This window comes from Mesorhizobium sp. AR10, assembly GCF_024746795.1.
Classification (GTDB): domain Bacteria; phylum Pseudomonadota; class Alphaproteobacteria; order Rhizobiales; family Rhizobiaceae; genus Mesorhizobium.
Window position 1 is genome coordinate 3587129 of record NZ_CP080524.1, and the last position, 26799, is coordinate 3613927.

Consider the following 26799-nt stretch of genomic DNA (forward strand, 5'->3'; position numbering starts at 1 on the left):
AGATGAGCCGCCTTTCGCGTTGTCTCGCACTAGTACTGGTGGCCACGCTCGCCGGCTGCGGCAAGCCGGAGTTTTCCGACGCCGAGAAGAAGACGATCGCCTCGCTGGCACTGTCGACACTGCCCTCGCTGAAGCCGGACACGACCAACCGCTTTGCCGACGTGCCGGCCGCAGCGGCACTGGGCTCGACGCTGTTCTTCGACCAGGGCATGAGCGGCGACGGGGCGGTTTCCTGCTCGACCTGCCACAAGATCGACCGGCAGTTCCAGGATGATCTGCCGCAAGCTGTCGGCGTCGGCCACACCAACCGGCGCAGCATGCCGCTGGCCGGCGTCGCGCGCAATCCATGGTTCTTCTGGGACGGGCGGCGCGACAGCCTGTGGGCGCAGGCGCTGACGCCGCTGGAAAATCCGCTGGAGCAGGCCGGCAACCGCGCCGCCTATGCGCACTACATCAAGGCTCGTTTCGGTGAGCGCTACGAGCGCATCTTCGGGCCGTTGCCCGACCTGTCGACCGTGCCGGCCAATGCCAGCCCGCTCGGCACCGACGCCGAGAAGGCGGCCTGGAAAGCCATGCCCGCCAGCCAGGCTGAGGACGTCAACCGCGTCTTCGCCAATATCGGCAAGGCGATAGCTGCTTTCGAGCGGTCGATCGAGCCGCCGCAGACACGCTTCGACCGGTTTGCCATCGATCTGGCGGCAGGCGCCAAGCCAACAAGTGACGACGCCTTTTCGCCTGAGGAAATCCTCGGGCTGAAACTGTTCATCGGCAAGGCCAATTGCGTGACCTGCCACAATGGCCCGCGCTTCACCGACAACAGTTTTCACAACACCGGCGTGCCGCCGGTTGCGGGCTTGCCGCCCGATCGCGGCCGCATAGACGCGGTGGCGCAGGTCGAGGCCGACCCGTTCAATTGCTTTGGCGTCTTTCGCGATGGCGACGCCAGCGCCTGTCGTGAGTTGCGCTTCATGGTCAAGAGTGGACCGGAACTCATCCGCGCCTACAAGACGCCGTCGCTGCGCAGTGCCGCGACCCGCCCGCCTTACATGCATGCCGGGCAGTTCTCGTCGCTGGAAGAAGTGGTGGCGCATTATGCCAATGCGGCGCCAAGCGTTGAGGGCGTGTCTGAGGTTCATCCACTACAACTTTCGGACCGCGAGCGCGGAGCGCTGGTGGCATTCCTGAAGACGCTCGCCGAATGAGCTAGCGATCCTTGACCGTCTCCATCGCCACGAAGGTCGAGGTCTGGGCGACGTGGGGCAAAGCGGAGATGCGCTCGCCGAGCACGCGGCGATAGGCGGCGATGTCGGTGGTACGAACTTTCAGCAGATAGTCGAAACTCGACGCCATCATGTGGCACTGTTCGATCTCCGGCACCGCCTGCACGGCGCGGTTGAAGGCATCGAGCGCGGCCGAGCGGGTGTCCGACAATTTTACCTGGACGAAGGCGACATGGCCTTCGCCCATGCGCTCGCGGTCGATGATCGCCTGGTAGCCCCTGATGTAGCCGTCCTTCTCCAGCCGCTTGACCCGCGCCTGCACCGGAGTCTTCGACAGACCGACCTTGGTGGCGAGTTCCGACATGGAAAGCCGCCCATCGCGCGCCAGCGCCGACAGGATATTTCGGTCGATACGGTCCAATTGGTCTTCGGTCATCGAAATCGCGGTCTATCTGGCTGAAACCAGGCACCATGATAGATCGATCGACCTACCTTGTCGATTTCTTTGGACCGATTGAAATACGCGTTTGTGCTAGCTTGCGCCATTCGGTCCGGTGACCGCCGGCCCGCTCCCTAACGCTCGCTCCATAGGACCGCCATGCCAGCGCTCGATGCCATCCGCCAGCAGATTCGTGCAAACTATCTGCCCGACGAAGACGAGGCAGTGAAGCGGCTGTCCGAAGCCACAGGCCTATCGAAAAAGGACCGGGACGCGATCTCTGGTCGTGCCGCCGATCTGGTGCGGGCGGTGCGCGGCTCGTCCGATCCGCGGCTGATGGAAGTTTTTCTCTCCGCCTATGGGCTGTCGACCAAGGAGGGCGTGGCGCTGATGTGTCTGGCTGAGGCGCTGCTGCGCGTGCCCGACACCGAGACTATGGACGACCTCATCGCCGACAAGATCGCCCCGCACGACTGGTCGGCACATTCGGGTGGTTCGAGTTCCATTTTCGTCAATGCATCGACCTGGGCGCTGATGCTGACCGGCCGCGTGCTCGACGAAGGCGAGGGCGGCATCGACGGTACGCTGCGTTCGATGGTGCGCCGATTGGGCGAGCCCGTCATCCGCAAGGCGGTGGCGGCGGCCATGCGCGAAATGGGCGAGCAGTTCGTGCTCGGCCGCACCATCACCGAGGCCGTCAAGCGCGGCCGACCGATGACCCAGAAGGGCTATCTCTATTCCTTCGACATGCTGGGCGAGGCGGCCCGCACCGAGGCCGACGCCTTGCGCTATCTCAAGGCCTATGCCGACGCCATCTCCTCGCTCGATGCCGGCGCCAACGGCCCCGACATCCGCCAGAACCACGGCATCTCGGTCAAGCTTTCGGCGCTGCATCCGCGCTATGAAGTGGCGCAGAAGGAAAAGATGCTGCCGGTCATGGCAGAGCGGCTTTTGTCGCTGGCGCTCGCGGCGCGCCATTCGCGCATGGGGCTCAACATCGACGCCGAGGAAGCCGACCGCCTCGATCTCTCGCTCGATGTCATCGAACGGGTGCTGGCCGAGCCGGAACTGGCCGGCTGGAACGGCTTTGGCGTCGTCGTCCAGGCCTATGGTCCGCGCGCGGCTTTCACCATCGACTGGCTCTACGCGCTGGCGAAGAAATACGATCGCAACATCATGGTGCGGCTGGTCAAGGGCGCCTATTGGGACACCGAGGTCAAGCGGGCACAGACTCTCGGGCTTAGCGGCTATCCCGTCTTCACCCGCAAGGCCAACACCGATGTTTCCTACATGGCCTGCGCGAAAAAGCTGCTGTCGATGACCGACCGCATCTATCCGCAGTTTGCTACCCACAACGCCCATACCGTTGCCGCCATCCTGTCGATGGCTGATAATCGCGATTCCTTCGAGTTCCAGCGCCTGCACGGTATGGGCGAGGCGCTGCATGAGACGGTGCGACAGTCCGAAGGCACGCGCTGCCGCATCTATGCGCCGGTCGGCGCTCATTCCGACCTGTTGGCCTATCTGGTTCGCCGGCTGCTGGAGAACGGCGCCAACTCCTCCTTTGTGCATCAGCTGACCGACGAAGAGGTCGAGCCGGAGGATATCGCCCGCGATCCGCTCGAAACGGTCGAGAAACAAGGCTCGGCGGCCAATCCGGCGATCGCCCGGCCGTCAGCCATCTTCGGCAGCCGTCGCAACTCCAGGGGATTCGACATCACCGACACGGTGACGCTGGCTGCGATCGAGAAGGCCAAGGCAGGATTTGCCAGGTCGGACCGCTGGCACGCCAAGCCAATCACCCGCGCAGCCGGCTATGGCAAGCAGCGTCCGGTCCTCAATCCGGCAAAGCCTGATGAGGTGGTCGGCACGGTCAGCGAAGCGGCCGCCAAGCAGGTCGCGACCGCCGTGCGCTTTGCTGTGGAGGCACAACCGGCATGGGCGAAGCGTCCCGTCGCCGAGCGCGCTGCCATCCTTAACCGTGCCGCCGATCTCTATGAGGCCAATGCCGTCGAGTTCTTCGCGCTGGCCACCCGCGAGGCCGGCAAATCGCTGGCCGACGGCGTCGCCGAAGTGCGCGAAGCCGTCGACTTCCTTCGCTACTACGCTGCCGAAGCGGCCAATAACGAAGCGGGGACCGAAGCGCGCGGGGCGATCGTCTGCATCTCGCCGTGGAATTTTCCGCTCGCCATCTTCACCGGCCAGATCGCGGCAGCACTGGTCACCGGCAATTCCGTCATTGCCAAGCCGGCCGAGCAGACGCCGCTGATCGCCTTCCGCGCCGTCGAACTGCTGCGCGAGGCCGGTGTGCCGGAAGACGTCATCCAGCTGCTGCCCGGCGATGGTCCCTCGGTCGGTGGCCCGCTGACATCAGATCCGCGCATCGCTGGCGTCTGCTTCACTGGCTCGACCGAGGTCGCCAAGCTGATCGAGAAACAACTGGCCAAGACCGCCGCGCCCGACGCGATGCTGATCGCCGAGACCGGCGGGCTCAACGCCATGATCGTCGATTCCACTGCGCTGCCCGAACAGGCGGTGCGCGACATCCTTGCCTCGGCCTTCCAGAGTGCCGGCCAGCGCTGTTCGGCCTTGCGCGTTCTTTACGTGCAGAAGGATGTCGAGAAGAAGATGCTGGAAATGCTGAAAGGCGCGATGGAGGCGCTCAGCATCGGCGATCCCTGGCAGATTTCGACGGATGTCGGCCCGGTTATCGACGACGAGGCTAAGGAGTCGATCCGCGACTATTGCACGAAGATGGGCCAGCAGGGCCGGCTGATCGCCAAGCTCGAAGCGCCGAAAGACGGCCGCTTCGTCGCGCCGCATGTCTTCCGGGTCAAGGGCATCGAGGAAATGGAGCGCGAGGTGTTCGGGCCGGTGCTGCATGTCGCCAGTTTCGATGCCGACAAGATCGACGCGGTCATCGCCGGGATCAACCGCAAGGGCTATGGCCTGACCTTTGGCCTGCACACCCGCATCGAGGGGCGCGTCCAGCATTTCGTCGACGGCATCCATGCCGGCAACATCTATGTCAACCGCAACCAGATCGGCGCAGTGGTCGGTTCGCAGCCATTCGGCGGCGAAGGGCTTTCTGGCACCGGGCCGAAGGCCGGCGGGCCGCACTATCTCAGACGCTTCCGCAAGGGGCCGGAGGCAGGCACCGACATTAGCGAAGGCCACAAGGTGACGGCGACCGAGCTCGCCGACAACCTGCCCGATCCGGCGCTTGGCGGCTGGTCGACGCGTCCTGATCGCATTGCAATCCTCAGAAAGCATCTGCGTGGTAAGGGCGCGGCGGCCATCGGTGCTGCTGCCAGCATCGATTTCGGCCAGGTCGACCTGGCTGGACCGACCGGCGAGGCCAACACGCTGTCGCTTTCGCCGCGCGGACGGGTGCTCTGCCTCGGCCCTGATGGCGATACGCTGCTTGCCCAGGTGATCCAGGCACTCGCCGCCGGCAATGCCGTGCTGGCCGTGGCGCCGGGCGCACCGGCTGCACTGTCGGCGCTGACCGGAAAAGGCCTGCCGCTGGCGGCCATCGACGGCCGTCCCGATCCGGTCGAGGCGCGTTCTCTGCGCGTCGATGTCGTCGCCTTTTCAGGCACGCCTGAAGCCGCGCGCATCGTGCGCAAGGTCATCGCCGATAGGTCGGGCCCGATTGTGCCGCTGGTCAGCGAAGTGCTTAGCCCTGCGGCCTACGCGCATGAACGCGCCGTCTGCGTCGACACCACGGCGGCGGGCGGCAATGCCAGCCTACTGGCCGCAGCTTAGGGCTTTTTCCTGCGTCGCTTGCTGCGTCGAGTTGCAAAGGACATGCGCCCGGATAAACATGGGTGGCAACTCGAGCGGGCGAGGCCGATCAGATGGAAAACACGTCCCCACCGTTTGAGCTGCCGCGCGTGTCGGTGGTCATTACCTGCTACAACTACCGGCCTTACGTCGAACAGGCGATCCGCTCGGTGTTGGCGCAGAGCTATCAGAGGTGGGACTGCGTCATCGTCGACGATGCCTCGACCGACGGCTCGGCCGAACATGTCCGCCAGTTGCTCAAGGAAATCAGCGACCCGCGTCTGCGGCTGCTGGCGCGTTCAGAGAATGGCGGGCAAATCGCAGGATTTCGCGATGGTTTTGCCGCGACCGATGCGCCATTCGTCGCATTCCTCGATTGCGATGACGCCTGGTTGCCGAATTTTCTCCTCGCGCATCTCTCGGCCCATTTGAATGCGACACGCCCGGCGGCGGTGTCCAGTTCCGATCTTTTTCTGATCGATGGCGATCGCACCCTTCTAAGCGGCACCTACCTTCACCTGCGCAAACCGCGCTTCAGACCAGATGCACGCGGCATTGCCATCACGACCGGCAAGCAGCTTGGCGAGATGGCGCCCGAAATCGCCTATTCGTCGGACCATCCGATCACCTATTTTGGCCCTGACGCCTATGGTTGGATGTGGGCGCCGACGTCATCGCTGGTTTTCCGGCGCGGCGCGCTGGAACCGGTTATGGCTTTCCCGTTCAAGGCCAGGATGGGGACCGATTATCTTGCGGCCACATGTGCGCATCTGGCGGCTGGCAGCCTGATTTTGTCCGAATGCCTCGGCCTCTATCGTTTGCACGGGGCCAACACATCCACCGATGCTTCCTACGCCGGAGCCTATGTGCAGCTGTCGCCGGGCTACCAAGCCCGTGAGATCACCAGAGCTACGGATGTCCTTGACTATGTCCTGGCCAATGCGGCTTTGCTCAGAGCCGCCAATGGCAAGGCATTCGTGCCAGGATTCGTGTCGCATCATATCAAGCGGTTTGGCAGCCTGGCCAACGACCCGCGTATCGTGCCTCATCTGGATCGCCGAGGCCGCTTGCGACGGCTGCGCAAGCGCTTCAACCGCGCGCTGCGGCAGCTGTTCGGCCAGGCTTGAGCACCTATACCTCTTCAGGGGCACAGCCGAATTTCAGCAGATTGCCATGTGGGTCCCAGACGTAGAATTCCTTCATGTTCCACGGACGAACGGTGAAGGGGCTTAATTTTTCGACTCCGCGCGCTGAAAATTCGGCGTGCAGGGCGGGAACCTCGCCGCCTCTGATATAGCAGGACGACGCTTCCGGCAGCTTGAGGTCGTCGCTCTTCCAGAAATGGATCTCCATCTCGCTGCGCCGCACGATGAGGTAGCCGTCCATTTCCGGCTCGACGATGCCGAAACCGAGTTGGTCGCGATAGAAATCGCGCGTCGCCTTGATATCGGGCGAGGGCAGCACGGGAATGGTGCGTGCCGGGTCGGCTACAAGCGATGCCATGTCACGCGCCTTCGACGACCGAAAAACCCTCAAACTGCGGATGGCCGAGATAGTGCACCTTGCTGGTGCCGGTGTTGCGGTGTGCGGCGCGGAAATTCTCGGATTTGGTCCAGGCGACAAAATCCTCATGGCTCGCCCACACCGTGTGCGAGGCGAACAGCGTATAGCCTTCTGCCTCGTTGACCGGGCCGCGCAGCAGATGGAATTGCTCAAAACCTTTCATTTCCGAAAGGCTGGAGTCCCGGCTCTTCCAGACGTCCTCGAAGGCGGTCTCTGAGCCGTTTTGCACCTTGAAGCGGTTCATGGCGATGTACATTGGCTGTCCTTTCAGATTGACGATTTGCGATGATCGAAGAATTGTCTTGCGCAGGTCAAAACGGACCGATCCGCGCTTTGAACAGCCAACTTGACCTGCCGGTCTCTGGTGGAATGGGCGGGAACGGCGCCTGCTGTCGCACCAGTGTCAAAGCGAATTGATCAAGCTCCGGGGAGCCTGAGCTTTCGGCAAGCTGCAAGTCGCTGATGCTGCCGTCGGCCATGACGACGAAAACGACCCTGGCATTGTTGCGAGCCTTTGCTTGTACCGATTTCGAAACACGGCGGTTGGCGCGGGCAAGCTTCTTCTGAACGTCACCGCTGTAGCGGGATTCTATCGCATTGCCCGCCGCGCCCTGCTTCTTGCCGGTGCTGGAAGTCACGGCGTCGCGTTCCTCGCCATCCGCCGCGCCGCGCACATCGTTCGTTTCGCCCGCTCCGCCAAGACCGGCTGTCGTGCTTGGCCTTGCGGTCGGGATTGGCGGCTGTCCGATGTCGGCAGGAGATGCCTCGGCGCTTTCGGTCGGAGCAACCGGATCTGCCGGCGTTTCAACCTTCGGAGCCACGCTCTGTTCGTCACGGCGTGGGGTGTCGGCCAGCAGTATGTCTGGCGCGGCGGTGGGTTGCTGGATATCTTGCGGCAGGGGCGCAGGGGGTTGCGCGGCCATTTCCCTGGCGGGCTGGTCGGCAGGCGGCTCAGGCTTGACCTCAGGCTTGGCCGGCTGCGGGTCGGGCACCAAGGCAACGTCGATCGCGCCCGGGGCCTGGCCATCCAAGGCGCTGCCGACCACGTCGGCGCCTGATTGATCGGCGCCCTCCATCTGGATTGCATCCCTGGACTCGAATGTGCCGGCAGGTGCGATCAGAAAGGCCGCCGCCACCGCGGCATGGAGCAGGCCTGAGGCGATGATCGCTGCCATCCATTTGCGGCTCATGACTGACGGCCGCGCCGGCGCAGGCCGTTCGGTCGGCGCAATCGCCAGTTCGCTGCTGGCGTCGGGGTGGGGGCTGATTTCCTGCATGTCTCGCGGCGAGACCTGCCGCGACCGGCGCGGAATTGTCAAATCAAGATCGGTTGCGGGCAGCCTGGCCAATGGCCACGCCGCGGCGTTTCGTGCGAATGCGGGCTCCGCCGACAACATTCGGATCAGCGCGCGAGGCCGAGCGGCAAGGCGAACGCCCAGCTCGATCGGCCGGCATCCGCCGGGATGGGTGGGAAGGGGGCCGCGCGGCGCACGACCGCGAGTGCCGCCGCGTCGAGTTCAGGCGAGCCGGAACTGCGTGCGACGCGGATGCCGCCGACCCCGCCATTGGCATTGACGGTGAAGCTCACCTGGACGTCGTTGCGTGCCTTGGCCCGCGCGGAGCGCGGAATGCCGCGCACTGCGCGCCGCAGTTTGGCGGCCACTTTTCCGGGGTAGTTGGACACGGAAGCATTGCCAACTCCCGACTTGCCGCCCTGGCTTCTGGTCGCCGTCTTGCCTTCGGTCTCGCCCTCGGCGACACCACGCTTTGCGTCGGCTTCATTCTGGCCGCCGGAGCCGGCCCTGACCTTTTTGCTCGGCTTTTCACTCGCCTTTTCGGCGTTCTTCTGCGCTTCAGCCTTCTGCGCCTTTTTGATCGGCTTTTTCTCAGGCTCGGCTTTTTTGGGTTTCTCAGACTGGGGCTTCAAAGGCTGGGGCTTTTTTTCCGCGGGCGCCGGTTGCGGCTCCGTCTCGGCCGGGACCTTTTCGAAGGTTTCGACGGGTGCTGTTTTCTCGGGAATTGCCTCGGTTGCCTCGACGGTCGTCATCGCCTGCACCGCACGCTGCCGGACGGAATTGTCGTCCGTCTGCAACTGATCGGCCGTCAAAATCTCGGGCAAGGGATCGACGGTGGTCGCCGTCGCCGGCTCGTCAGGGACAGGATCGACGCGGTCGGGTGCGGAGGTGGGCCGCTCCGGCGCTTCCCGTAGAGGCTCCAGCGTCGCCGTGTCCGGCGCTTCTGCTTCGGTGGTTTCGACCGGCTGGGTCGTTTCCGTCGCCACGACCGTTTGCGCTTCCACAGTCTCCACTGGCTTGGGGGCAAGCATGGTGACCAGCGTCACCTTGGTCGCTTCCGGCGGGGCTTCTGTCATGTCGCCGGCCGCCGACTGGTCCTCGGGCGCGTTGCCGAGCAACATGACGACGGACTGGTCGGCACCTTCGATCAGCACGGGCTCATCGCCTGTGGCAAGGAAGGCCATTGCCGCTGCCACATGAAGGACCAGTGAGAAAACGACAGCGGCTTTCCATTTGCGGCTAGGCTGCCTCGTCCGGGTGACGCTCAGGGGTTCGGCCGGTATCGTGGTCAGTTCACCGCTGCCGTCCGCGATATAGTTTTTCTCCGGCGTGTCGCGCAGCGAAGACTGCAGCGAGCCGTGCGGAATGGTGAAATCGGGATCGTCGGGCTCCAACGGCAAAACAAATGGCCCGGCCAGGGGCCAGGTCACGGTGTTTTGCGAAAATGCCGGTTCCAGCCCCAACGTCGTACCCTCTTACAGGCCGAAGGCGATGCCGGTCTTGGTCGCGGTCTTCAGGCTGCCCAGGCATGTGGCTGGCTCGACGCCGGCCCCCACGCACTCCGTCGCGCTGTTGATCAGCACGCGGCCAAGCTTGGTGCAATCGGTGCCGGCGAGATCGAAACGCGTCACCTTGGTCTTGCCGGCCGGCAGGTCCTTGAAATCAAGGACGGTCAGCCGATCGACCACGCCCGCATCGTTGAACAAGGCGATCTCGAACGCCGCCTTGGAAAGGCCGGCACCGAGATTGTTGGCGACCACGAATGTCAGCCGGCAACCCTTGTCGGAGGGCTGCGCGCCGTTGAGCTCGAGAGAGAGCCCTTGGCCCGACGCGGTGTCCTCGGCATGCGCTGGGCTTACCACGGCGGCGACGACAGTCGCTGCGGTCAGGAAATACGTCATCGCCGCCGTGATTTTCATCGTTCTCACCAGTCCAGTTGTTTTGCCAATGTCAGCTTGAAAGTCCGGCCCTTGGCGTAGTCGAGTGCGATCGCGTCGCGGTAGTAGGCGTTGAAGATGTTGTTGATGCCGAACTGCGCCTGCCAGCCTTCGAACTGGCCGGACTGCGGCTTCCACGATGCGAAAAGGTCCACGGTGGTCCAGGCATCCGCCGGAACCACGATAGCGCTCGGTGTTGCCGACGAAGATGCCGTACCCTGGATGCTGTTGGGCGCCTCGAAGGCGTGGGTCACCCTGCCGCCGAACTCCAGATCGCGATCCGGCACGCGTGCGCCCAGCGAAAAGACGATCTTGTGCGCCGGGATGGTCGAGAGCGGCTTGCCGTAGTTCAGGCCGGGCGTCAGGTTCTCACCCTTCACGCCTGTATAGGCAAGGTTGGCGAAGACGTAGTCGGAATCGTAGGCGCCCTCGATCTCCACACCATAGATCCGTGCCTTGCCGACATTGTAGAAGTAGCGGGAAGCACCGGTCGCCGTCAGCTGGATGAGATCGTCCAGATCATTGTAGAAGCCGGTCGTCTTCAGGCTCAGCGCATCGCCCTCCTGGAGAATGTCGTTGCCGGAGGTGGTAAAGCCGACTTCGTAGTTGTTGGACTTTTCCTTTTTCAGGTCGAGGCTGACGCCCTTTGACCAGGTGTAGAGTTCGTCAAGCGTCGGCAGCCGTTCGGTATGGGCAATGGAGCCGAACACGCCGAAATTGTCGTTCAACTTGTAGAGCGCCGCGATCTTCGGCGACCAGGCTTGATCGTTGACGTCGGCCGCATTGCCAAGCGCTTCGGCCTCTTCGCCGGGCTGGCGCCAGACGAAATCGCCGCGCATACCGGCGATCAGCGTCAGCTTTTCGTTCCAGACATATTCGTTCTGTGCAAACAGACCGAGCTTGTTGTCGGTGCCTTCCGGATGGGTGTTGATGGCGTCGCCGGTGCCGGTGACGAGCTGGCTGACCCCGGTGCGATCCTGATGGCTGACCTGCACGCCATAGGTCAGGAAGTTCTCATAGGATTCGCCGGTGAACTCGGACGTGTTCTGCAGATTGGCTTGCCAGGTGCGGTAGCCGTAATCCGCATTGATGATGTTCGAGCCGAGCAGCGTTCCATTGCGCTGTTCCACCGCCGTGTCAGAATAGGAGATGCTCGCCTTGACGTCGAGCCACGGATTGTCGCTGACCGGGTTCTCGTAGCTGAGGATTGCGGTGCTGTCGATGACATGGCGATCGACCGTGCCGAACACCGCCTGCGTGCCGGTCTGGGCGTAGGCCTGGTCGTCGGCATCGCTGTCCCAACGCTGGTAGGAAAGCCGAACCGCCTGCTCGTTGTTGTCGCCGAACCGTGCCGTTCCTTTCACAAGCCCCGACCAGGCCTTGAAATCGGAACCGAGAAGCTCAGTGCCGTCGCCCAGCGTGAACTCGTCGGAGGTGCGATAATTGCCCGTCGCGAGGAATTCCATGTTGTCGTTGAGGCGGCGGGCGTAGATGGCCGAGCCCAGCAGCCCATCGCCGTTGGTCTCATAGGAGCTCTTCAGCCGCAGCGCGTTGTTTTTGCCTTCCTTGAGGAAGTCGGAAGCGTCCTTGGTGACGAAATTGATGACGCCGCCGAGCGCGCCCGAGCCGTAAAGCGTCGAAGAGGCCGGTCCGCGCAGCACTTCGACCTTCTTGTAGAGCTCGGGATCCGAGAAGAACGAACCCATTCGGTACTGCTCGTAGAATTTCTGCGCGCCATCGACGTTGACGATGATGCGGGAGCCGTCGGCCGAGTTCTCGGTGGAGCCGATGCCGCGAATGTTGAAGGCTTCGCCAAAGACACGTTCGCTGCCAACCATGGTTACGCCCGGTACGGATTTGAACAGCCCGCCGATCGTCTCAGCTTGCTCGCGATCGATGTCCTCCTGATTGAGAACCGTCACCGCCTGCGGGGTGTTGATGGCGATCTTCTCGGCGCCCGCACCCAGCACGAGCCTCTGCAGCAGGGTTACGCGCCCCTTCTTTTCCGCTTCGTTCGTCTTGGCTTCCTGGGCTTTTGCGCCATGCATCCCAACAAACACCATCACCGCCGCTCCGCTCAGCAGAGCAGCCATATTCCTTGCCACCGGCCCCATCGCCCCAACTCCAAATTCCAGGTTCAATGCTGGCTGGCGTGGCGCTCGCTGGCATTTTTCATCGGTTCCGGCGTCTTAAATGTTGACTCATTTAGTCCGGTATTGCACTGACTAATAAACATGATTATTCAAGTCAAGAAATGAATCGGCATTTTACGCAACGCCTAGCCAGATGCCCGGCACAGAAAGGGATCGAACAGATGAACACGCACAATCCCAGTGACTTCCGCTACCGCGTTCGCCGTTCCGAAGACACCACGGCTCGGTTCGATCGGGTGCCGTTGGCGGTGAGGACCTTGTCCAGCAACACGCTGTTCCAGGGCGAGCATGAGATCGGCATCGAACATCACGGCGCGCTCTACCGGCTGAAGATCACCCGCCAGGGCAAGCTGATCCTCAATAAGTAGTTTCAAGAAAAGTAGGGGCTTAGATATGGACCAGCGCGTGAGACCGTCGCCGCATGAAATCCGGCGGGCGCGGACAGACAATCCGAAAGCGCGCGAGCGTGATCTTGCCGCCCAACTCGGCATTTCGGAAGCGGAGCTTGTCGCGGCGCATTGCGGCGACGGCGTCGTCCGCGTCGAACCACGCGTCAATGATCTTCTGACCGGCCTCGAGGCTGTCGGCGAGGTGATGGCGCTGACCCGCAACGAAAGCGCGGTGCACGAGAAGATCGGCGTCTATGACAAGGTCGTCACCGGCAACCACAACGCCATGGTGCTCGGCGAAAACATCGACCTGCGCATCTTCCCGAAAATCTGGGCGCACGGCTTTGCCGTGGAAAAGCGCGATGGCGGGGACATTCGCCGCAGCCTGCAGTTCTTCGACGCGGCAGGCGAGGCGGTGCACAAGGTGCATCTGCGACCCGCGTCCAACCTCTATGCCTACCAGAAACTGGTCGCCGGGCTGGAATCGTCGAACCAGGAACCGATCGTGGCGATTTCGGAGGTTGAGGGCGAGGCCGAGATCGCGGACGCTCCGGCGAGCGTCGACGACCTGCGCGATCGTTGGAGCCGGCTGACCGACGTGCATCAGTTCTTCGGCATGTTGAAAACGCTGAAGCTAAGCCGCCGCCAGGCTGTGCGCATGGTCGGCCAGGACTTCGCCTGGCTGCTCGACAATGACGCCGTTACCGCCATGTTCCATCATGCCGCCGCCGGCGATTTGCCGATCATGTGCTTTGTCGGCAATCGCGGCTGCATCCAGATCCATTCCGGCCGGGTCAAATCGATCAAGCCGATGGGGCCGTGGATCAATGTGCTGGACGAGACTTTCCACCTGCATCTGCGGACCGACCACATCCATGAGGTCTGGGCGGTGCGCAAGCCGACCAAGGACGGCCATGTCACGTCGCTCGAGGCCTATGGCGTCGACGGCAAGATGATCATCCAGTTTTTCGGCAAGCGCCATGAAGGCGAAGGCGAGCGCGACGACTGGCGGTTTCTGGCCGAGAACCTGCCGCGCATTCCAAACCCGACCGCAGCCTGAGGACTATGACAATGGTTTCTTTTCTCAGGCCCTCTGGGTTGCTCAGGCTGACACTCGGATCGGTGATCGGTCTGACGCTGGTTTTGGCTCCGCCGCCGGCCCGCGCCACTGAAGGCACGGCCGTCTTTGCTGACACGTCGAAGATCGCAGCCATCGGCGGTTCGATCACCGAGATCGTCTATGCGCTCGGCGAGCAAGGCCATCTGGTTGCCCGCGATTCGACCAGCCGTTATCCGGAAGCTGCACTCAAGCTGCCGGATGTCGGCTACATGCGCCAACTGTCGCCGGAAGGTGTGCTGTCGGTCAATCCGACGGGTATCCTGGCGTTGCATGGCAGCGGCCCGAAGGAAGCGGTCGATGTGCTGAAGAAAACCAGCATCCCCTTCATCGAGGTGCCAGAGCGCTATGACAGTGAAGGCATCCTTGAAAAGATCCGCATCGTCGGCAAGGCGCTTGGCGTCGACGCGAAAGCCGAAGTGCTGGCGACCGAGATCGATGCCAAGCTGAAGGCGGCGGAAAAACAGACCGTTTCGATCAAGGATCGCAAGCGCATCCTGTTCGTGCTGTCGATACAGGGCGGCAAGGTTCTGGCGTCAGGCAGCGACAGCGCAGCCGATGGCATCATCAAGCTGTCCGGCGGCGTCAATGCGGTCGAAGGCTTTTCCGGCTACAAGCAAATGTCCGACGAGGCGATCATCACCGCCCGGCCGGATGTGATCCTGATGATGAACAATGCCGGCCGTGCCACGTCGGACGAGGAGCTGTTCGCCAATCCGGCCATTTCATCGACGCCCGCGGGGGCCGCCCGGAAGCTGATCCGTATGGATGGCGGCTATCTGCTGGGCTTCGGGCCGCGCACGGCCTCCGCCATCCACGACCTCGCCGTCTCGCTGTATGGCGGGCAGGTCACGGACTGAGCAGGCAATCATGGCCGAACAATCGATCGCCGGTCCGGCAAGCACCATGGCGCCGCTGTCCGAAGGCGACCGCTCAGGGCGTGCACGCATCGTCATCCTGCTGCTGTGCGTGGGGCTGGCACTTGCCGTGCTGTTGTCGTTGACCTCCGGTGCGTCGGATGCGTCGGCCGTCAGCGTCGTTCGCGACTGGCTGTTTGGGGCGGTGCCGGGCGACGAGGCGTTGAACGCCCGCGACCGCTTGATCGTCTACGACATCCGGCTGCCGCGCGTCATAATCGGTGTCCTGATCGGCGCGGCTCTGGCCGTGTCCGGCGCGGTCATGCAAGGGCTGTTTCGCAATCCGCTTGCCGACCCTGGGCTGATCGGCGTCTCGGCCGGATCGAGCCTTGGTGCGGTGGCCGTCATCGTGCTTGGCGCCACCGTGCTGGCGCCTTTCGTCGCGGCGCTCGGTACGCTGGCCTTACCACTGGCGGCGTTCTGCGGCGGGTTGGCGACGACATTGGTGCTCTATCAGGTGGCGACGCGGCAAGGCCGAACCTCGGTCGCCACCATGCTGCTCGCCGGCATAGCGTTGGCAGCACTTGCCATGGCGCTGACCGGCATCCTGATCTTCATGGCCGACGACCGGCAGTTGCGCGACCTGACCTTCTGGCAGCTCGGCTCGCTGGCCGGTGCGACCTGGCCGAAGATCGGCTCCGTCGGGCCAATCATCGTGGCGGCGCTGGCGGCGATGCCGTTCCTGGCGCGCGGCCTCAACGCGCTGGCGCTCGGCGAAGCCACCGCCGGCCATCTCGGCATCCCGGTGCAACGGTTGAAATACACGGCGATCGTCGGCGTCGCGGCAGCGGTCGGCGCTTCTGTCGCGGTCAGCGGCGGCATCGGCTTTGTCGGCATCGTCGTGCCGCATCTGCTGCGCCTGCTGATCGGCCCGGACAATCGTTATCTGCTGCCGGCTTCGGCACTGCTTGGCGCCTCGCTGCTGCTGCTGGCCGATGCCGTCGCTCGCACGATCGTGGCGCCCGCCGAACTGCCGATCGGCATCGTCACGGCAGTCGCCGGTGCGCCATTCTTCCTCTGGATCCTGCTGCGCAAGCGCGGCGTGATTGATTTGTGAGACTTGGGACCTGTGAGGCCGTCATGATCGAAGCGCGGGATGTTTCTGTGGCGATTGGCAGCAAGCGCATTGTCGCCAATGTCGATTTCGCAACCCGACCCGGCGAAATCGCCGCCATCGTCGGCCCGAACGGTTCAGGCAAGACGACCTTTCTCAAGGCACTGTCGGGCGAGCTGGCCTATTCAGGCCATGTCACGATCAACGGCCGCGACCTCTCCGCGATGAAGACGGTCGAGGCCGCGACATTGCGCGCCGTGCTGCCGCAGGCGACGACGCTGTCATTTCCCTTCACCGTGCGCGAGATCGTCAGGCTCGGCCTGATCGGCGGGCGCTCCGGCGCACTGCCTGGCGAAAACGAACGCCTGCCCGAGCGGGCGCTGGCGCGGGTCGATCTCGACGGCTTTGCCGGCCGTTTCTACCAGGAACTTTCGGGTGGCGAGCAGCAGCGCGTGCAGCTTGCCCGCGTGCTCTGCCAGGTCTGGGCACCGGTGCTCGATGGCAAGCCGCGCTACCTGTTCCTCGACGAGCCGGTCTCCAGCCTCGACATCAAGCATCAGCTGATCATCATGAACATTGCCCGCGACTTTGCCCGACGGGGCGGCGGCGTGGTCGCCATCCTGCACGACCTCAATCTGACGGCCATGTATGCCGACCGGATTTTCGTCATGCATCGCGGCAGGCTTGCCGCCGCCGGCTCACCGCAAGAGGTGCTCAGCGACGAGCTGATCGAAACGGTGTTCGACTGCCGGCTCAAGGTCGGCGTGCTGCCGGCCGCAAACATGCCGTTCGTGCTGCCGCAGTCGGCGGCGTAGGCAAGAAGAATCAGGCGGCTGGTGCCCGGCGCTCCAGCATGTCGATGCCGAGCAGATGGCGCACATTCGGGCGCGCCGCCACCATATCGGCGATCGTGTGGCGCGACAGCACGGCAAAGAAGGCGTTGAGCGCCTCGCGTAGCGCTGAATTCAGCGCGCAGCTGTCGACAAGCGGGCATTCGGCGGCATCGTTCTCGAAGCACTCGGCCATGGCGAAGCTCTCTTCCGTCACCCGCACAACGTCGAACAGGCTGATGGATTCGGCCGCGCGGCCAAGCTTCACGCCGCCATTCCTGCCGCGCACCGTCTCGACCATGCCGTGCTCGACCAATGGCTGCAGAATCTTGAACAAAAAGAGCTCTGACACCGAATAAGCGGCCGCGATCTCGGGGATGCGGCTCAACCGGTCAGTGTTGGCGGCGCAATACATCAGGATGCGCATGGCGTAGTTGGTCTGGCGGGTCAGCCGCATTTTGTCCTCGCGAAGCAGTGGCTTGAGACCAATATGGCCTATACCTTGGAACAATTCCAGACAAGCACCGCATAATAGATGAATAATTCCGTCAACTTTACGTGCGCGTGAACCGGCTTCAACTGCAACGGGCATTTCGCTGTCTTCGATAGTAGATAAGTCCGCAAGATCGATCAGGAACGCACATCCATGTCACGATCAGCTTCGGCTTTTGCGCCCATCCAGTCTGACCCGGATACTGATGCCAAGCTTTCGGCGCTTCGGCGCACCAAATTCGTCGCCACCGCCGCGCTCGTGCTCTGCGTCCTGGTCTTTGCCGTGGCCAAGGCGTTCGAAAGCCACTATCCGTGGCTGGGTTTCGTCGCCGCCTTTGCCGAGGCGGCGACCATCGGCGGGCTGGCCGACTGGTATGCGGTGGTGGCGCTGTTCAAACGGCCGCTCGGCCTGCCGATCCCGCATACCGCCATCATCCCGGAGAACCAGAACCGCATCGCCGACAATCTCGGCCGGTTCATCGAGGCCAATTTCCTGGCGCCGGAGCCGGTGCGCGAAAAGCTGGCCGAGGTCGACTTTTCAGCGCTCGTCGCGGACTGGTTGTCGGACCAGGAGCGCGCCGCCGGCCTGTCTCATTTCGTCGGCCGGCTTGTGCCGCAGACGCTGGCGGCCGTCGAGCAATCCGGCCTGCGGGGCTTCGTCACCAGCCGCATGTTGGAACAGATCGAAAAGGTGCCGCTGGCGCCACTCGCCGCTGAGCTCCTGTCCGCCCTGACCGACGACCGCCGTCACCAGAAGCTATTCGACGAGTTCACCAAGGTGATCGGCCGGTTCCTGAGCGATGAGCAGGCGCTGGCGACGATGCGTGAGAAGATCCGCGAGGAACTGCCGTCGCTGTTCAACCTGTTCAGAGCCGACGCCTATCTGTTGAAGAAGATCGTCGCTTCTGCCGGTTCGTTGCTCGACGAGGTGCGGGCCGATCCCGATCACCCGATGCGGGCCGAATTCGACCACTTCGCTCAGGCCTTCATCGAAAGGCTCAGGACATCCAAGCAATATGCCAAGCGCGCCGAGAAGCTGAAGCGCGATTTTCTCGCCCGGCCGGAGCTCAAGGCGCTGGCCGGCGACATGTGGGATAGCCTGCGCCTGTTCATCGAACAGGACGCCAAGGCACCGAATTCGATGATCCGCGCCCACCTCGCCAACATGTTCGTCGAGGTCGGCCGCCATCTTGCCAGCGATCCGCAGATCAGGGCCGACATGAACCAGGGGTTTGTCGTGGCGCTGTCCTCCTTCGTCGAGAGCCAGAAGAGCGGCGTGTCGAAATTCATCGCCGACCAGGTCAAGCGCTGGGACCTCGGCCAACTGACGAGGCTGATCGAAATGAACATCGGCAGGGATCTGCAATATATCCGCTTCAACGGCATGGTCATCGGCGGCCTTGCCGGCGTCGTGCTCTATATGGCGGAGCGACTGTTTCTCGCCAACTAGCATGCAGCGGTCCCGGATCAGTTTCGGGACATGCGCTGATTCTATTGCGCGCGCCCGAATGGACACACCGCGCCCGAGTGCTATTCTGCCGTGCGGGTGCTCGCATCTGCGGCAACAGGGGAGAAAACAACCATGGCAAAACAACCTGAGACGGACTCCTTCATGGACATGTTCAGCCGGTTCGGCCGCGACCTGAAGGTGCCGAACGTCGACGTCGAGACGATCCTCAGCCATCATCGCAAGAACCTCGAAGCGCTCGAGAAATCGGCCAAGGCGAGTGCTGCCGGTGCATCATCGCTGTTGTCCAGACAGCGCGAGATGCTGCAGGACGCGCTGCGCGAAATCACCGACATGGCGCAGAACTACAGGGCGCCGGGCAATCCGCAGGAATTCATGACGAACCAGGCGGCATTCGCCAGGAAGTCTTTCGAAACCGCGTTGAAAAATGCCGGCGAGGTGGCCGAACTGGTCAAGAATTCCGGCGCCGAATCCGTAGAAATCCTGCGCAACCGGATCAAGGAAGCGATGGAGGAAATCCGCACCGGCTACGAGAAGAAGTGATTTCTGCAGCTTGAGCCGTCTTCCTTTGGGGCAGCCGGCCGCTTCCGGCGCGGCCAGCAAGCCAAGGCGCCATCCAGCCCGAAACGGCGGAGCGGAATCTCACGGGACGAATTGACAGAGGCTGTCGGTTCGTGGTCCGGAGGCAGGCAAAGCGAGCGGGAAAGCAGGAATGACTGAAATACGGCCTAAAACGCCGCCGACCTTTGAACAGCTGAGGACGATGGCGGGGCAGGAGCTTGGCGTGTCGGAGTGGACGACGGTCGACCAGAACCGTATCAACCAGTTTGCCGAATGCACGGGCGACCATCAATGGATCCATGTCGACCCCGAACGGGCGAAGCGGCAAAGCCCGTTCCGCACCACGATCGCGCATGGCTATTTGACGCTGTCGATCATCGGTGCGCTGGCGCTTGGCATGGGCATCGTGCCCGAAAGCACCCAGGCTGCCTTCAACTACGGCTTCGACAAGGTGCGTTTCCTGTCGCCGGTCAGGGTCGGCGCGCGGATCAGGCTGCGCATCACGCTTTTGTCCGTGGAGGACAGGGGGCCGGGCCAATATCTGATGAAGGCGGCAAACACCGTCGAGATCGAAGGCGAGCAGAAGCCGGCGCTGACCGCCGAAACGCTGGTCATGCTTTACGAGCGCCGCAAGCGGGCAGGGGCCTGAGGAATTTTACGACCGCGACGCCAGAGATATTCGCCTGGCAGCGGCGCGGGCCGTGAACAGCGCAAGGATCAGCGCGCCCAATCCCAATCCCGTGGCCGTCTGGAAGGTGACCTGCATCCCTCTTGCGGCTGCGGCAGGAGCCGATATCACCTGGCCAGCGCCTTCCTGCCCTCCAGCCGAAGCGAGGGCAAATAGGGCGGCCATGACGGACGCGCCGGTGATGAGGCCGAGGTTGCGTGACAGATTGAGCAGGCCGGAGACGACGCCACGCTGATCAGGGCCGATGCCGGTCATGACAGCTGCATTGTTGGCGGTCTGGAACAGGGCGTAGCCAACACAGGTGACAGCGACCGGCACGACATAGCCGGCAATGCCGAATTCCGTCCGGGCCAACGACAGGAGGAAGGTGCCCGCGGTGAGATTGAACAGGCCGGCAATCGTCATCCGATGCGGCCCGAAACGATCGACCAGCCGTCCCGCCTGCAGCGCCGACAGGGACGAGACAAGCGGGCCGGTCGAAAGCACCAGTCCGACCCTGGCGGTGTCCAGTCCGAGCCCGCGCGACAGATAGAACGGGGCAACCACCAGCGTCGCCATCATCACGGTCGCGACGACGAGGCTCATGGCGAGGCTTGCATTCAATTCATGGTCGCGGAACCTCGCAGGCTGGATCAAAGGGTTCTCGACCCTTGTCTGCGCAATGACGAACAGAATGATCCCAACGCCAGCCGCGATCAGCAGATGTTGAGAGCGCCAAAACTGCCCCGGCCAAGTGTCATGGCCAGCGCATAGGCGGCCAGCGTCAGCGCGAGCAAGGCCGTGCCGATCGCGTCGAAACCGCCTTGGCCTGCTTCGGCCGCCTTGTTTCCAGCCGGCAGAGCGCGCCAGGCCAGCGCAAAGGCCACGAGGCCCAGCGGCACATTGACGAGGAAGATCGCTCGCCAGCCGAGGCAGGCGATCAGCAATCCGCCAAGCGACGGCCCGAGGGTGGTGCCGATCGCCGACATGGCGCCGAGCAGGCCCATGGCGCTGCCGGTCTTTTCCCTGGCAACGGTTTCCGCGACAAAGGCCAATGTCAGGGCCATCATCATTGCTGCACCGAGCCCCTGTGCGGCCCGCGCGGCGATCAGCAGCCAGAGCGTCGGCGCGAGGCCGCACAGCACCGATGCCGATGTGAAGAGGGCGATGCCGCCGAGCAGCAACGCACGGCGGCCGAACATGTCGGCGAGCCGCCCGGCGCTGACGATCAAGGTGGTGATGGCGAGCAGGTAGGCCAGGACAACCCATTGGACGGATTGGAACGACGCGCCAAACGCCTGCATCAGTGACGGAAGCCCGACACTGGCGATGCTGGTTCCAAGTGACGACAGCAATGTGCAAAGCGCCAGGCTTGCGAGCGCCCATCCCGCCGAGTGTATCTGCGCGGGGGCCGATATGGGCCCATTCCGATCTTGCTCAGCGATTGCCATGTGAATTCCTTTGCCGAAAGCTCTGAAAACTGGAGCTGCCGTCAATCTAGGCTCTCGCGTCATGCGGCGGAACGCGCAGCATTTGCATCTTAATCATGCATGGAACGCTGCATTATCGCCGCTCTGTGCTAACGTTCTCCGATGTCGTCACCCGATCTCAACCTGCTTGTTGCCCTGGATGTCCTGCTGAGCGAAGGCAGCGTGGCACGCGCTGCCGAACGCTTGCGCCTCAGCCCCTCGGCGATGAGCCGGACGCTGGCGCGATTGCGAGAGACGACAGGCGATCCGCTGCTGGTCCGCGCTGGTCGCGGCCTTGTGCCGACGCCGCGCGCGCTGGAACGGCGCCAGCGGGTGGGATCGATTGTTAAGGACGCCGAAGCGGTCTTGCGGCCCGACAAGGCGCTCGATTTGGCCCGTCTGGACCGGACCTTCACCCTGCGCACCAATGAAAGCTTCGTCGAGGAGTTCGCGCCGCGCCTCGTCTCCCGCATCGAAGCGGATGCGCCTCATGTCCGGTTGCGTTTTGCGCCGAAGCTCAACAAGGATGTCATGTCCCTGCGCGACGCCGCTGTCGATCTGGAAATCGGCGTCGCCGGTGAAACCGGACCGGAGGTGCGTATCCAGGCGCTGTTTCGCGACCGCTTCATCGGCGCCGTGCGAGCAGGCCATCCGCTGAGCGAAGGCGCCATGACTGCGGAGCGCTATGCGGCCGGCCGCCATATCAATGTTTCACGGCGTGGCCGCGAAAGGGGGCCGATCGACGAGGCCTTGAACCAGCTTGGGTTGCAGCGGACAGTCGTGTGCATGGTCTCCGGCTTCTCGGCCACACTCGCCATGGCGCGCGCATCCGACCTGATCGCCAGCGTCCCCGAGCGACACACAGAAGGCGCGCGCGCAGGCATGCACAGCTTCCCTTTGCCGGTCATGACGCCGGAGGTCACCATCTCCATGCTCTGGCATCCGCGCCTCGATGCCGATCCGGCGCAACGCTGGCTGCGCGACTGCGTGCGGGAGGTTTGTGTTTCTTCCCGGTGATGAGATCTAGAACTTGGTCACGACGCCAATCCCAATGCCTTCGAAACCGCCCATCGCCATCAGTGCGGCCGGCGCTTCGTCGAGGCTGATCCTCTTGCCGACCAAGAGTTCGGGTTTCAGCTTGCCGGTGCGGATCATCTCCATCATCGCCTGGTAACGGTAAGCCTGCATGCCGTGGCTGCCGAGGATCTCGAGTTCGAAGGCGATCACCTTGTCCATGGGAATCTGCGGCCTGGCATGGTCGCCCAGCATCAGGCCAACCTGCACATGGCGGCCGCGGCGGCGCAGATTGGCGATCGAGTTGAATGACGTCGTCGAATGGCCGAGCGCGTCCATCGACATATGCGCGCCGCCATTGGTGATTTGCTTGACCGCCTTGACCACGTTTGGCGTCGTCGCGGCGTTGATCGTCGCCACCGCGCCGATTTTTTTGGCGAAATCCAGCTTTTCGTCGGTGAGGTCGATGGCGATGACGTTGGCGCCCATGGCGCTGGCGATCATGATCGCCGACAGGCCGACGCCGCCGCAACCATGCACCGCCACCCACTCGCCCGGCGTCACCCGGCCCTGGTCGATGATGGCGCGGAACGAGGTGACGAAGCGGCAGCCGAGGCTGGCGGCGGTGGCGAACTCCATCTCATCGGGCAAACGGACAAGGTTGGTGTCGGCATGGTCGATGGCGACATATTCGGCGAACGAGCCCCAGGCGTTGAAGCCGGGCTGCGACTGGTGTTCGCAGACCTGGTGGTTGCCCGAGGTGCATTCGAAGCAGCGTCCGCAGCCAACGGCGAACGGCACGGTAACGCGCTCTCCGGCCTTCCAGCGGGTGACCTGTTTGCCGGCGGCCACCACGATCCCGGCCAGTTCGTGGCCCGGCACATGCGGCAGCGTGATGCTGTCGTCATGACCCATCCAGCCATGCCAGTCGCTGCGGCAGAGCCCGGTCGCCTCGACCTTGATGACGACGCCTTCCGGCGCCGGCTTCGGATCGGCAACGGTCTGGATCGTCGGCGCTTCGCCGAACTTTTCGAAGACGACAGCTTTCATTGGCAATTCCTCATGCTTTATTCCGAACTGCAGCGCAAACAGCGCTGCTATTCGGCATCGATCTGGTTCTCGGGTGCCGCCTTTTGGAAGGCCGACAGTGCCATGCAGGCGGCGTTGATGCGCGAGATGGTGGGGTAGGGCGTCATGTCGACGCCGAAACGGGCGTTGTTGGTAACCTGCGCGACCAGGCAGATGTCGGCCAGTCCCGGCGTGTCGCCATGAGAGAATTTGCCGGTCTCCGTCGAGGAAGACAGAATCGTTTCAAGTGGTTGGAAACCTTCGTTGACCCAGTGCCGGAACCAGTTGACGACATCCTGGTCGCCGGCGCCGAACAGCGTGCGCAGCGAGGTCAGTACGCGCAGATTGTTCACCGGATGGATGTCGCAGGCAATCATCTGCGCCAGCATCCTGACCCGCGCTCGGCTAGGCGCGTCCTTGGGCAGCAGCGGCGGTTCCGGCCTGGTCTCGTCCAGAAATTCGATGATCGCCAGCGACTGCGTCAAGAGCGTGCCGTCGCCCAGGACCAGCGACGGCACCAGTCCCTGTGGATTGACCGAGAGATAGGCGGGCTCCAGATGCTCGCCATGGCGCAGATGATGCGGCACGTAGTCGTAGGTCAGGCCCTTCATCTCCAGTGCAATCCGCACCCGGTAGGATGTGGAAGAGCGGTAGTAGTTGTGGAGGACGAGGTCGCTCATCGGGTCACCGGCTCTGCTGGCTGATGGTGTTGCGGGCAAGGGAAGGACGTTTTCCGGCACATTCGACCGATTTGGACGACCGGGCAAGGCTTGGCTTTCGGAAAGCACCAGCTTTGAAGGATGAGCAAAGATGACGATGTACTATTTGCCAATAATCTGGCCATGGTCGCGGGGGTATCCTACGCGGGGGTAATCTCGCGCCCGAGAGAACTGAAACGAACGCCATGACCGCAGTCAACGATCGCGCCCGGTTTCTGATCATCGACGACCACCCGCTGTTTCGCGAGGCGCTGCACAGCGCCGTACAGATGGCTTACCCGGAGGTCGACACGGTGGAGGCGCGCTCGATCACCGAGGCGCTCGATCTTCTGGCCGACGCAAAGCCGTTCGATCTGGCGTTGCTCGACCTCAGCATGCCTGACGTGCATGGTTTCGACGGGCTGCTGCAGCTCAGGACCCGTTATCCGCGCCTGCCGGTGGTGATCGTTTCGGGCCATGAAGAGCCGAAGATCATTTCCGAGGCGCTGTCTTATGGTGCGGCCGGCTTCATTCCGAAATCGGCGCGCAAGAGCGATCTCGCCGCCGCCATCCGCTCGGTGATGGAGGGCGCCATCTATGTGCCCGAAACCTATGAAGGCCAGCCACCGGACGCCGACAGCACCGACCGCGCCGACATGGTGCAGCGCCTGGCCAAGCTGACGCCGCAGCAACTCAGGGTGCTGCAGATGCTGCGACAGGGTCTGCTCAACAAGCAGATCGCCTATGAGCTGCAGGTCGGCGAAACCACCGTCAAGGCGCATGTCTCGGAAATCCTGCGCAAGCTCAATGTTTACAGCCGCACGCAAGCGGTGATCGAGGTGTCGAAGCTCGACAATGCGGAGCTGTTTCGCGATCAGGCGGGGTTTTAGCGCCGGCGGACAGGCGCTTCTGCAACAGGATGTGCGCCCCATGAAAATTACAGCGCTCGATCATATGGTTCTTGCGGTCCACGACGTCGAACGCACCTGCCGCTTCTACCAACGGGTGCTCGGCATGGAGCCGCGACAGGAGCGGCCTGGCAAATGGTCGCTGCACTTCGGCGCCAACAAGATCAGCCTTCAGGACGTGCGTGCCTCTCCCGACATCGCACGCGACACGGTGCCCGGCAGCGGCAATTTCTGCGTGCTCACCGATACGCCGATCGATGAGGTGGTAAGGCAGCTCTCGGCAGAAAGTATAGAGATCGTCGCGGGGCCGGGCGAGCGTTCGGGAGCCGTCGGCGCCATCCTTTCGGTCTATTTCAAAGACCCTGATGGGAATCTGGTCGAGGTCAGCAATCGGCTGTAGCCGGATGCCGAATGGGTCGTCAGGCCAAGAGATGCGCCAGCAGCGCGCGCAACTGCGCCGGCTTCAGCGGCTTGCGCATCAGTTCGATGCCGGCTGAGCGGGCGGTTTTCGCAACGGCTTCGGAACTGTCGGCGGTGACGATCAGTGCCGGCACGGCGCGGCCGAGGTAATCGCGGACCTCGGCGATGGTGGCGGTGCCAAGGTCGCCGCCGTCGAGATGCTGGTCGGCTATGACGATGTCCGGCACCCAGTCCGTATCACCCAGGAGGTCGAGCGCATCGTCGGTCGAGGTCGCGGTGCGCACCAGGCATTGCCAGCGTTCGAGCAGGAACGTCATGGCCTGCAACACGTCGGCGTCGTTCTCGACCAGCAGCACCTTGGTGCCGAACAGACCGTAGCCGCGCGGCCGTTCCATGTCCGCAGCACTGGCGATCGCATCGGCCGTTGCGCCAATGCCGACGGGAATGTCGATGTGGAAGATCGTGCCGCGACCGACTTTCGACGAGAAGGTCACGGGATGGCCGAGCGCGGCGGCCATGCGCCGCACGATTGCGAGGCCGAGCCCCAACCCGCCCCCATCGGCCGACAGCGTGCCGCGGTGGAATTCCTCGAATACGGCCTCGCGTTGGTCGTCGGGGATGCCGCAGCCGGTATCGGCGACATCGATGCGGATTGTGTCGCCGCGATGCCTGGTGCCGACCAGGACCCCGCCGGAGCGGGTGTAGTGCAGCGCGTTGGAAAGGATGTTCTGCAGGATGCGGCGCAGCAAGGTTCGGTCCGAACGCACGACGGCACTGACCGGAAGGAACTTCAGCGACAGGCCCTTCATCTTGGCGACCGGCAGGAAGTCCGAACGCAGCGACGAAAACAGCGTCTCCAAATTGACGTCGCCAATGTCTGGCTGCACCACGCCGGCATCGAGCTTGGAAATATCCAGCAGCGTGCGGAGCAGATCCTCCATAGTCTCCAGCGACCGCTCGACCTGCCGGACCAGTTTCTTGCCTTCGTCGCTGGTCTGTATCTCGGCCAGCGCCGAGACGGAGAGGTGCGCGGCATTCAGCGGCTGCAACACGTCGTGGCTGGCGGCTGCGAGGAACCTGGTCTTGGACAGGTTTGCCAGTTCGGCGTTTTCCTTGGCGGCGCTGAGGTCGATGTTGGATTGTTCCAACCTACGCAGTGTCGAGTGCAATTCCTCAGTGCGCGTGCGCACTCGATTCTCGAGCGAAATCGCGGTCTGGAACAGCGAGAAGGCATTGCCCTGCTGGTCCATCGACCGCTCGACGCGGCTGACAAGGGCGGCGTTGATCTTCTTCAGCTTCTCCAGGTCATTGATGTCCCTGAGCGGCATGAGAAA

The 26799-nt window shown here is 63.3% G+C and carries 25 protein-coding genes and 1 pseudogene; 14 read left to right on the plus strand and 12 right to left on the minus strand.

The genetic code is table 11. The annotated features are described in order from the left end of the window. Positions 1–2: 2 nt before the first annotated feature. Positions 3–1202, plus strand: a complete 1200-nt coding sequence (locus LHFGNBLO_RS20770; protein WP_258601211.1) for a cytochrome-c peroxidase — start codon at positions 3–5, stop codon at positions 1200–1202. Between the two features lies 1 nt (position 1203). Here the strand turns inward: LHFGNBLO_RS20770 and LHFGNBLO_RS20775 are convergent, their stop codons facing one another. Beyond that, positions 1204–1656: an Lrp/AsnC family transcriptional regulator gene (locus LHFGNBLO_RS20775; RefSeq protein ID WP_258601212.1), complete on the minus strand. Its 453-nt coding sequence runs from the start codon at positions 1654–1656 to the stop codon at positions 1204–1206. A gap of 162 nt (positions 1657–1818) precedes the next feature. On the opposite strand from LHFGNBLO_RS20775, the gene putA reads away from it, so the two are divergent. After that, on the plus strand, positions 1819–5427 hold the full coding sequence (putA, locus tag LHFGNBLO_RS20780; protein ID WP_258601213.1) for a bifunctional proline dehydrogenase/L-glutamate gamma-semialdehyde dehydrogenase PutA: 3609 nt from the start codon (positions 1819–1821) through the stop codon (positions 5425–5427). Positions 5428–5489: 62 nt separating this feature from the next. After that, positions 5490–6572 (plus strand): glycosyltransferase family 2 protein, encoded by a 1083-nt coding sequence (locus tag LHFGNBLO_RS20785; protein WP_258601214.1) that lies wholly within the window; start codon positions 5490–5492, stop codon positions 6570–6572. 4 nt (positions 6573–6576) lie between these two features. On the opposite strand, the gene LHFGNBLO_RS20790 is transcribed toward LHFGNBLO_RS20785, so the two are convergent. The 6 genes from LHFGNBLO_RS20790 to LHFGNBLO_RS20815 form a co-directional block, all read right to left on the minus strand. Further along, complete coding sequence (locus LHFGNBLO_RS20790) at positions 6577–6948, minus strand: bleomycin resistance protein (RefSeq protein ID WP_258601215.1); 372 nt, start codon at positions 6946–6948, stop codon at positions 6577–6579. Position 6949: 1 nt separating this feature from the next. Next, on the minus strand, positions 6950–7264 hold the full coding sequence (locus LHFGNBLO_RS20795; RefSeq protein ID WP_258601216.1) for an antibiotic biosynthesis monooxygenase family protein: 315 nt from the start codon (positions 7262–7264) through the stop codon (positions 6950–6952). Positions 7265–7319: 55 nt separating this feature from the next. Next, positions 7320–8285 carry an energy transducer TonB gene (locus tag LHFGNBLO_RS20800; protein ID WP_258601217.1) on the minus strand — a complete coding sequence of 322 codons (966 nt, stop codon included), beginning with the start codon at positions 8283–8285 and terminating at the stop codon, positions 7320–7322. A gap of 125 nt (positions 8286–8410) precedes the next feature. After that, a complete protein-coding gene (locus LHFGNBLO_RS20805; protein ID WP_258601219.1) occupies positions 8411–9733 on the minus strand; it encodes a cell envelope integrity protein TolA in 1323 nt (440 codons plus the stop codon). A 45-nt stretch (positions 9734–9778) separates the two neighbouring features. After that, entirely contained in the window at positions 9779–10222 is a 444-nt protein-coding gene (locus LHFGNBLO_RS20810; RefSeq protein ID WP_258601221.1) for a hypothetical protein, read from the minus strand. Between the two features lie 5 nt (positions 10223–10227). Continuing rightward, positions 10228–12333, minus strand: coding sequence for a TonB-dependent receptor domain-containing protein (locus LHFGNBLO_RS20815; RefSeq protein ID WP_258601222.1), 2106 nt, complete (start codon positions 12331–12333; stop codon positions 10228–10230). 221 nt (positions 12334–12554) lie between these two features. Between LHFGNBLO_RS20815 and hemP the strand changes: the two genes are divergently transcribed. Genes hemP through LHFGNBLO_RS20840 form a run of 5 tightly spaced genes read left to right on the plus strand, consistent with a single transcriptional unit; the run spans position 12555 to position 16685 of the window. Next, on the plus strand, positions 12555–12761 hold the full coding sequence (hemP, locus tag LHFGNBLO_RS20820; RefSeq protein ID WP_258601223.1) for a hemin uptake protein HemP: 207 nt from the start codon (positions 12555–12557) through the stop codon (positions 12759–12761). Between the two features lie 25 nt (positions 12762–12786). After that, positions 12787–13842 carry a hemin-degrading factor gene (locus LHFGNBLO_RS20825; RefSeq protein ID WP_258601224.1) on the plus strand — a complete coding sequence of 352 codons (1056 nt, stop codon included), beginning with the start codon at positions 12787–12789 and terminating at the stop codon, positions 13840–13842. 5 nt (positions 13843–13847) lie between these two features. Beyond that, a complete protein-coding gene (locus LHFGNBLO_RS20830) occupies positions 13848–14759 on the plus strand; it encodes a heme/hemin ABC transporter substrate-binding protein (protein ID WP_258601225.1) in 912 nt (303 codons plus the stop codon). Positions 14760–14769: 10 nt separating this feature from the next. Next, positions 14770–15873, plus strand: coding sequence for a FecCD family ABC transporter permease (locus tag LHFGNBLO_RS20835; RefSeq protein WP_258601226.1), 1104 nt, complete (start codon positions 14770–14772; stop codon positions 15871–15873). Positions 15874–15896: 23 nt separating this feature from the next. Further along, positions 15897–16685 carry a heme ABC transporter ATP-binding protein gene (locus tag LHFGNBLO_RS20840; protein WP_258601227.1) on the plus strand — a complete coding sequence of 263 codons (789 nt, stop codon included), beginning with the start codon at positions 15897–15899 and terminating at the stop codon, positions 16683–16685. 10 nt (positions 16686–16695) lie between these two features. Here LHFGNBLO_RS20840 and rirA read toward each other — a convergent pair whose 3' ends face one another. Continuing rightward, positions 16696–17157 (minus strand): iron-responsive transcriptional regulator RirA, encoded by a 462-nt coding sequence (gene rirA / locus LHFGNBLO_RS20845; RefSeq protein ID WP_258601228.1) that lies wholly within the window; start codon positions 17155–17157, stop codon positions 16696–16698. Positions 17158–17346: 189 nt separating this feature from the next. Here rirA and LHFGNBLO_RS20850 point away from each other — a divergent pair, with 189 nt between their 5' ends. From LHFGNBLO_RS20850 to LHFGNBLO_RS20860, 3 genes are all read left to right on the plus strand, one after another. Beyond that, positions 17347–18642 carry a DUF445 domain-containing protein gene (locus tag LHFGNBLO_RS20850; RefSeq protein ID WP_258601229.1) on the plus strand — a complete coding sequence of 432 codons (1296 nt, stop codon included), beginning with the start codon at positions 17347–17349 and terminating at the stop codon, positions 18640–18642. A gap of 132 nt (positions 18643–18774) precedes the next feature. Continuing rightward, on the plus strand, positions 18775–19203 hold the full coding sequence (locus LHFGNBLO_RS20855; RefSeq protein WP_258601230.1) for a phasin family protein: 429 nt from the start codon (positions 18775–18777) through the stop codon (positions 19201–19203). 169 nt (positions 19204–19372) lie between these two features. Continuing rightward, complete coding sequence (locus tag LHFGNBLO_RS20860; protein ID WP_258601231.1) at positions 19373–19870, plus strand: MaoC family dehydratase; 498 nt, start codon at positions 19373–19375, stop codon at positions 19868–19870. A gap of 6 nt (positions 19871–19876) precedes the next feature. Here LHFGNBLO_RS20860 and LHFGNBLO_RS20865 read toward each other — a convergent pair. Continuing rightward, positions 19877–21339, minus strand: a pseudogene (locus LHFGNBLO_RS20865) (MFS transporter). A gap of 141 nt (positions 21340–21480) precedes the next feature. On the opposite strand from LHFGNBLO_RS20865, the gene LHFGNBLO_RS20870 reads away from it, so the two are divergent. After that, positions 21481–22374 (plus strand): LysR family transcriptional regulator, encoded by an 894-nt coding sequence (locus LHFGNBLO_RS20870; RefSeq protein ID WP_258601233.1) that lies wholly within the window; start codon positions 21481–21483, stop codon positions 22372–22374. Between the two features lie 6 nt (positions 22375–22380). On the opposite strand, the gene LHFGNBLO_RS20875 is transcribed toward LHFGNBLO_RS20870, so the two are convergent. Together LHFGNBLO_RS20875 and maiA are read right to left on the minus strand one after the other, a co-directional pair. Beyond that, on the minus strand, positions 22381–23421 hold the full coding sequence (locus LHFGNBLO_RS20875; protein ID WP_258601235.1) for a zinc-dependent alcohol dehydrogenase family protein: 1041 nt from the start codon (positions 23419–23421) through the stop codon (positions 22381–22383). A 47-nt stretch (positions 23422–23468) separates the two neighbouring features. Continuing rightward, on the minus strand, positions 23469–24119 hold the full coding sequence (gene maiA / locus LHFGNBLO_RS20880; protein WP_258601236.1) for a maleylacetoacetate isomerase: 651 nt from the start codon (positions 24117–24119) through the stop codon (positions 23469–23471). Positions 24120–24343: 224 nt separating this feature from the next. Between maiA and LHFGNBLO_RS20885 the strand changes: the two genes are divergently transcribed. Both LHFGNBLO_RS20885 and LHFGNBLO_RS20890 read left to right on the plus strand, forming a co-directional pair. After that, complete coding sequence (locus tag LHFGNBLO_RS20885) at positions 24344–25027, plus strand: response regulator (protein ID WP_258601237.1); 684 nt, start codon at positions 24344–24346, stop codon at positions 25025–25027. A gap of 40 nt (positions 25028–25067) precedes the next feature. Next, positions 25068–25445, plus strand: a complete 378-nt coding sequence (locus tag LHFGNBLO_RS20890) for a VOC family protein (RefSeq protein ID WP_258601238.1) — start codon at positions 25068–25070, stop codon at positions 25443–25445. A 19-nt stretch (positions 25446–25464) separates the two neighbouring features. On the opposite strand, the gene LHFGNBLO_RS20895 is transcribed toward LHFGNBLO_RS20890, so the two are convergent. Then, positions 25465–26793, minus strand: a complete 1329-nt coding sequence (locus LHFGNBLO_RS20895; protein WP_258601239.1) for a hybrid sensor histidine kinase/response regulator — start codon at positions 26791–26793, stop codon at positions 25465–25467. Positions 26794–26799: the final 6 nt, after the last annotated feature.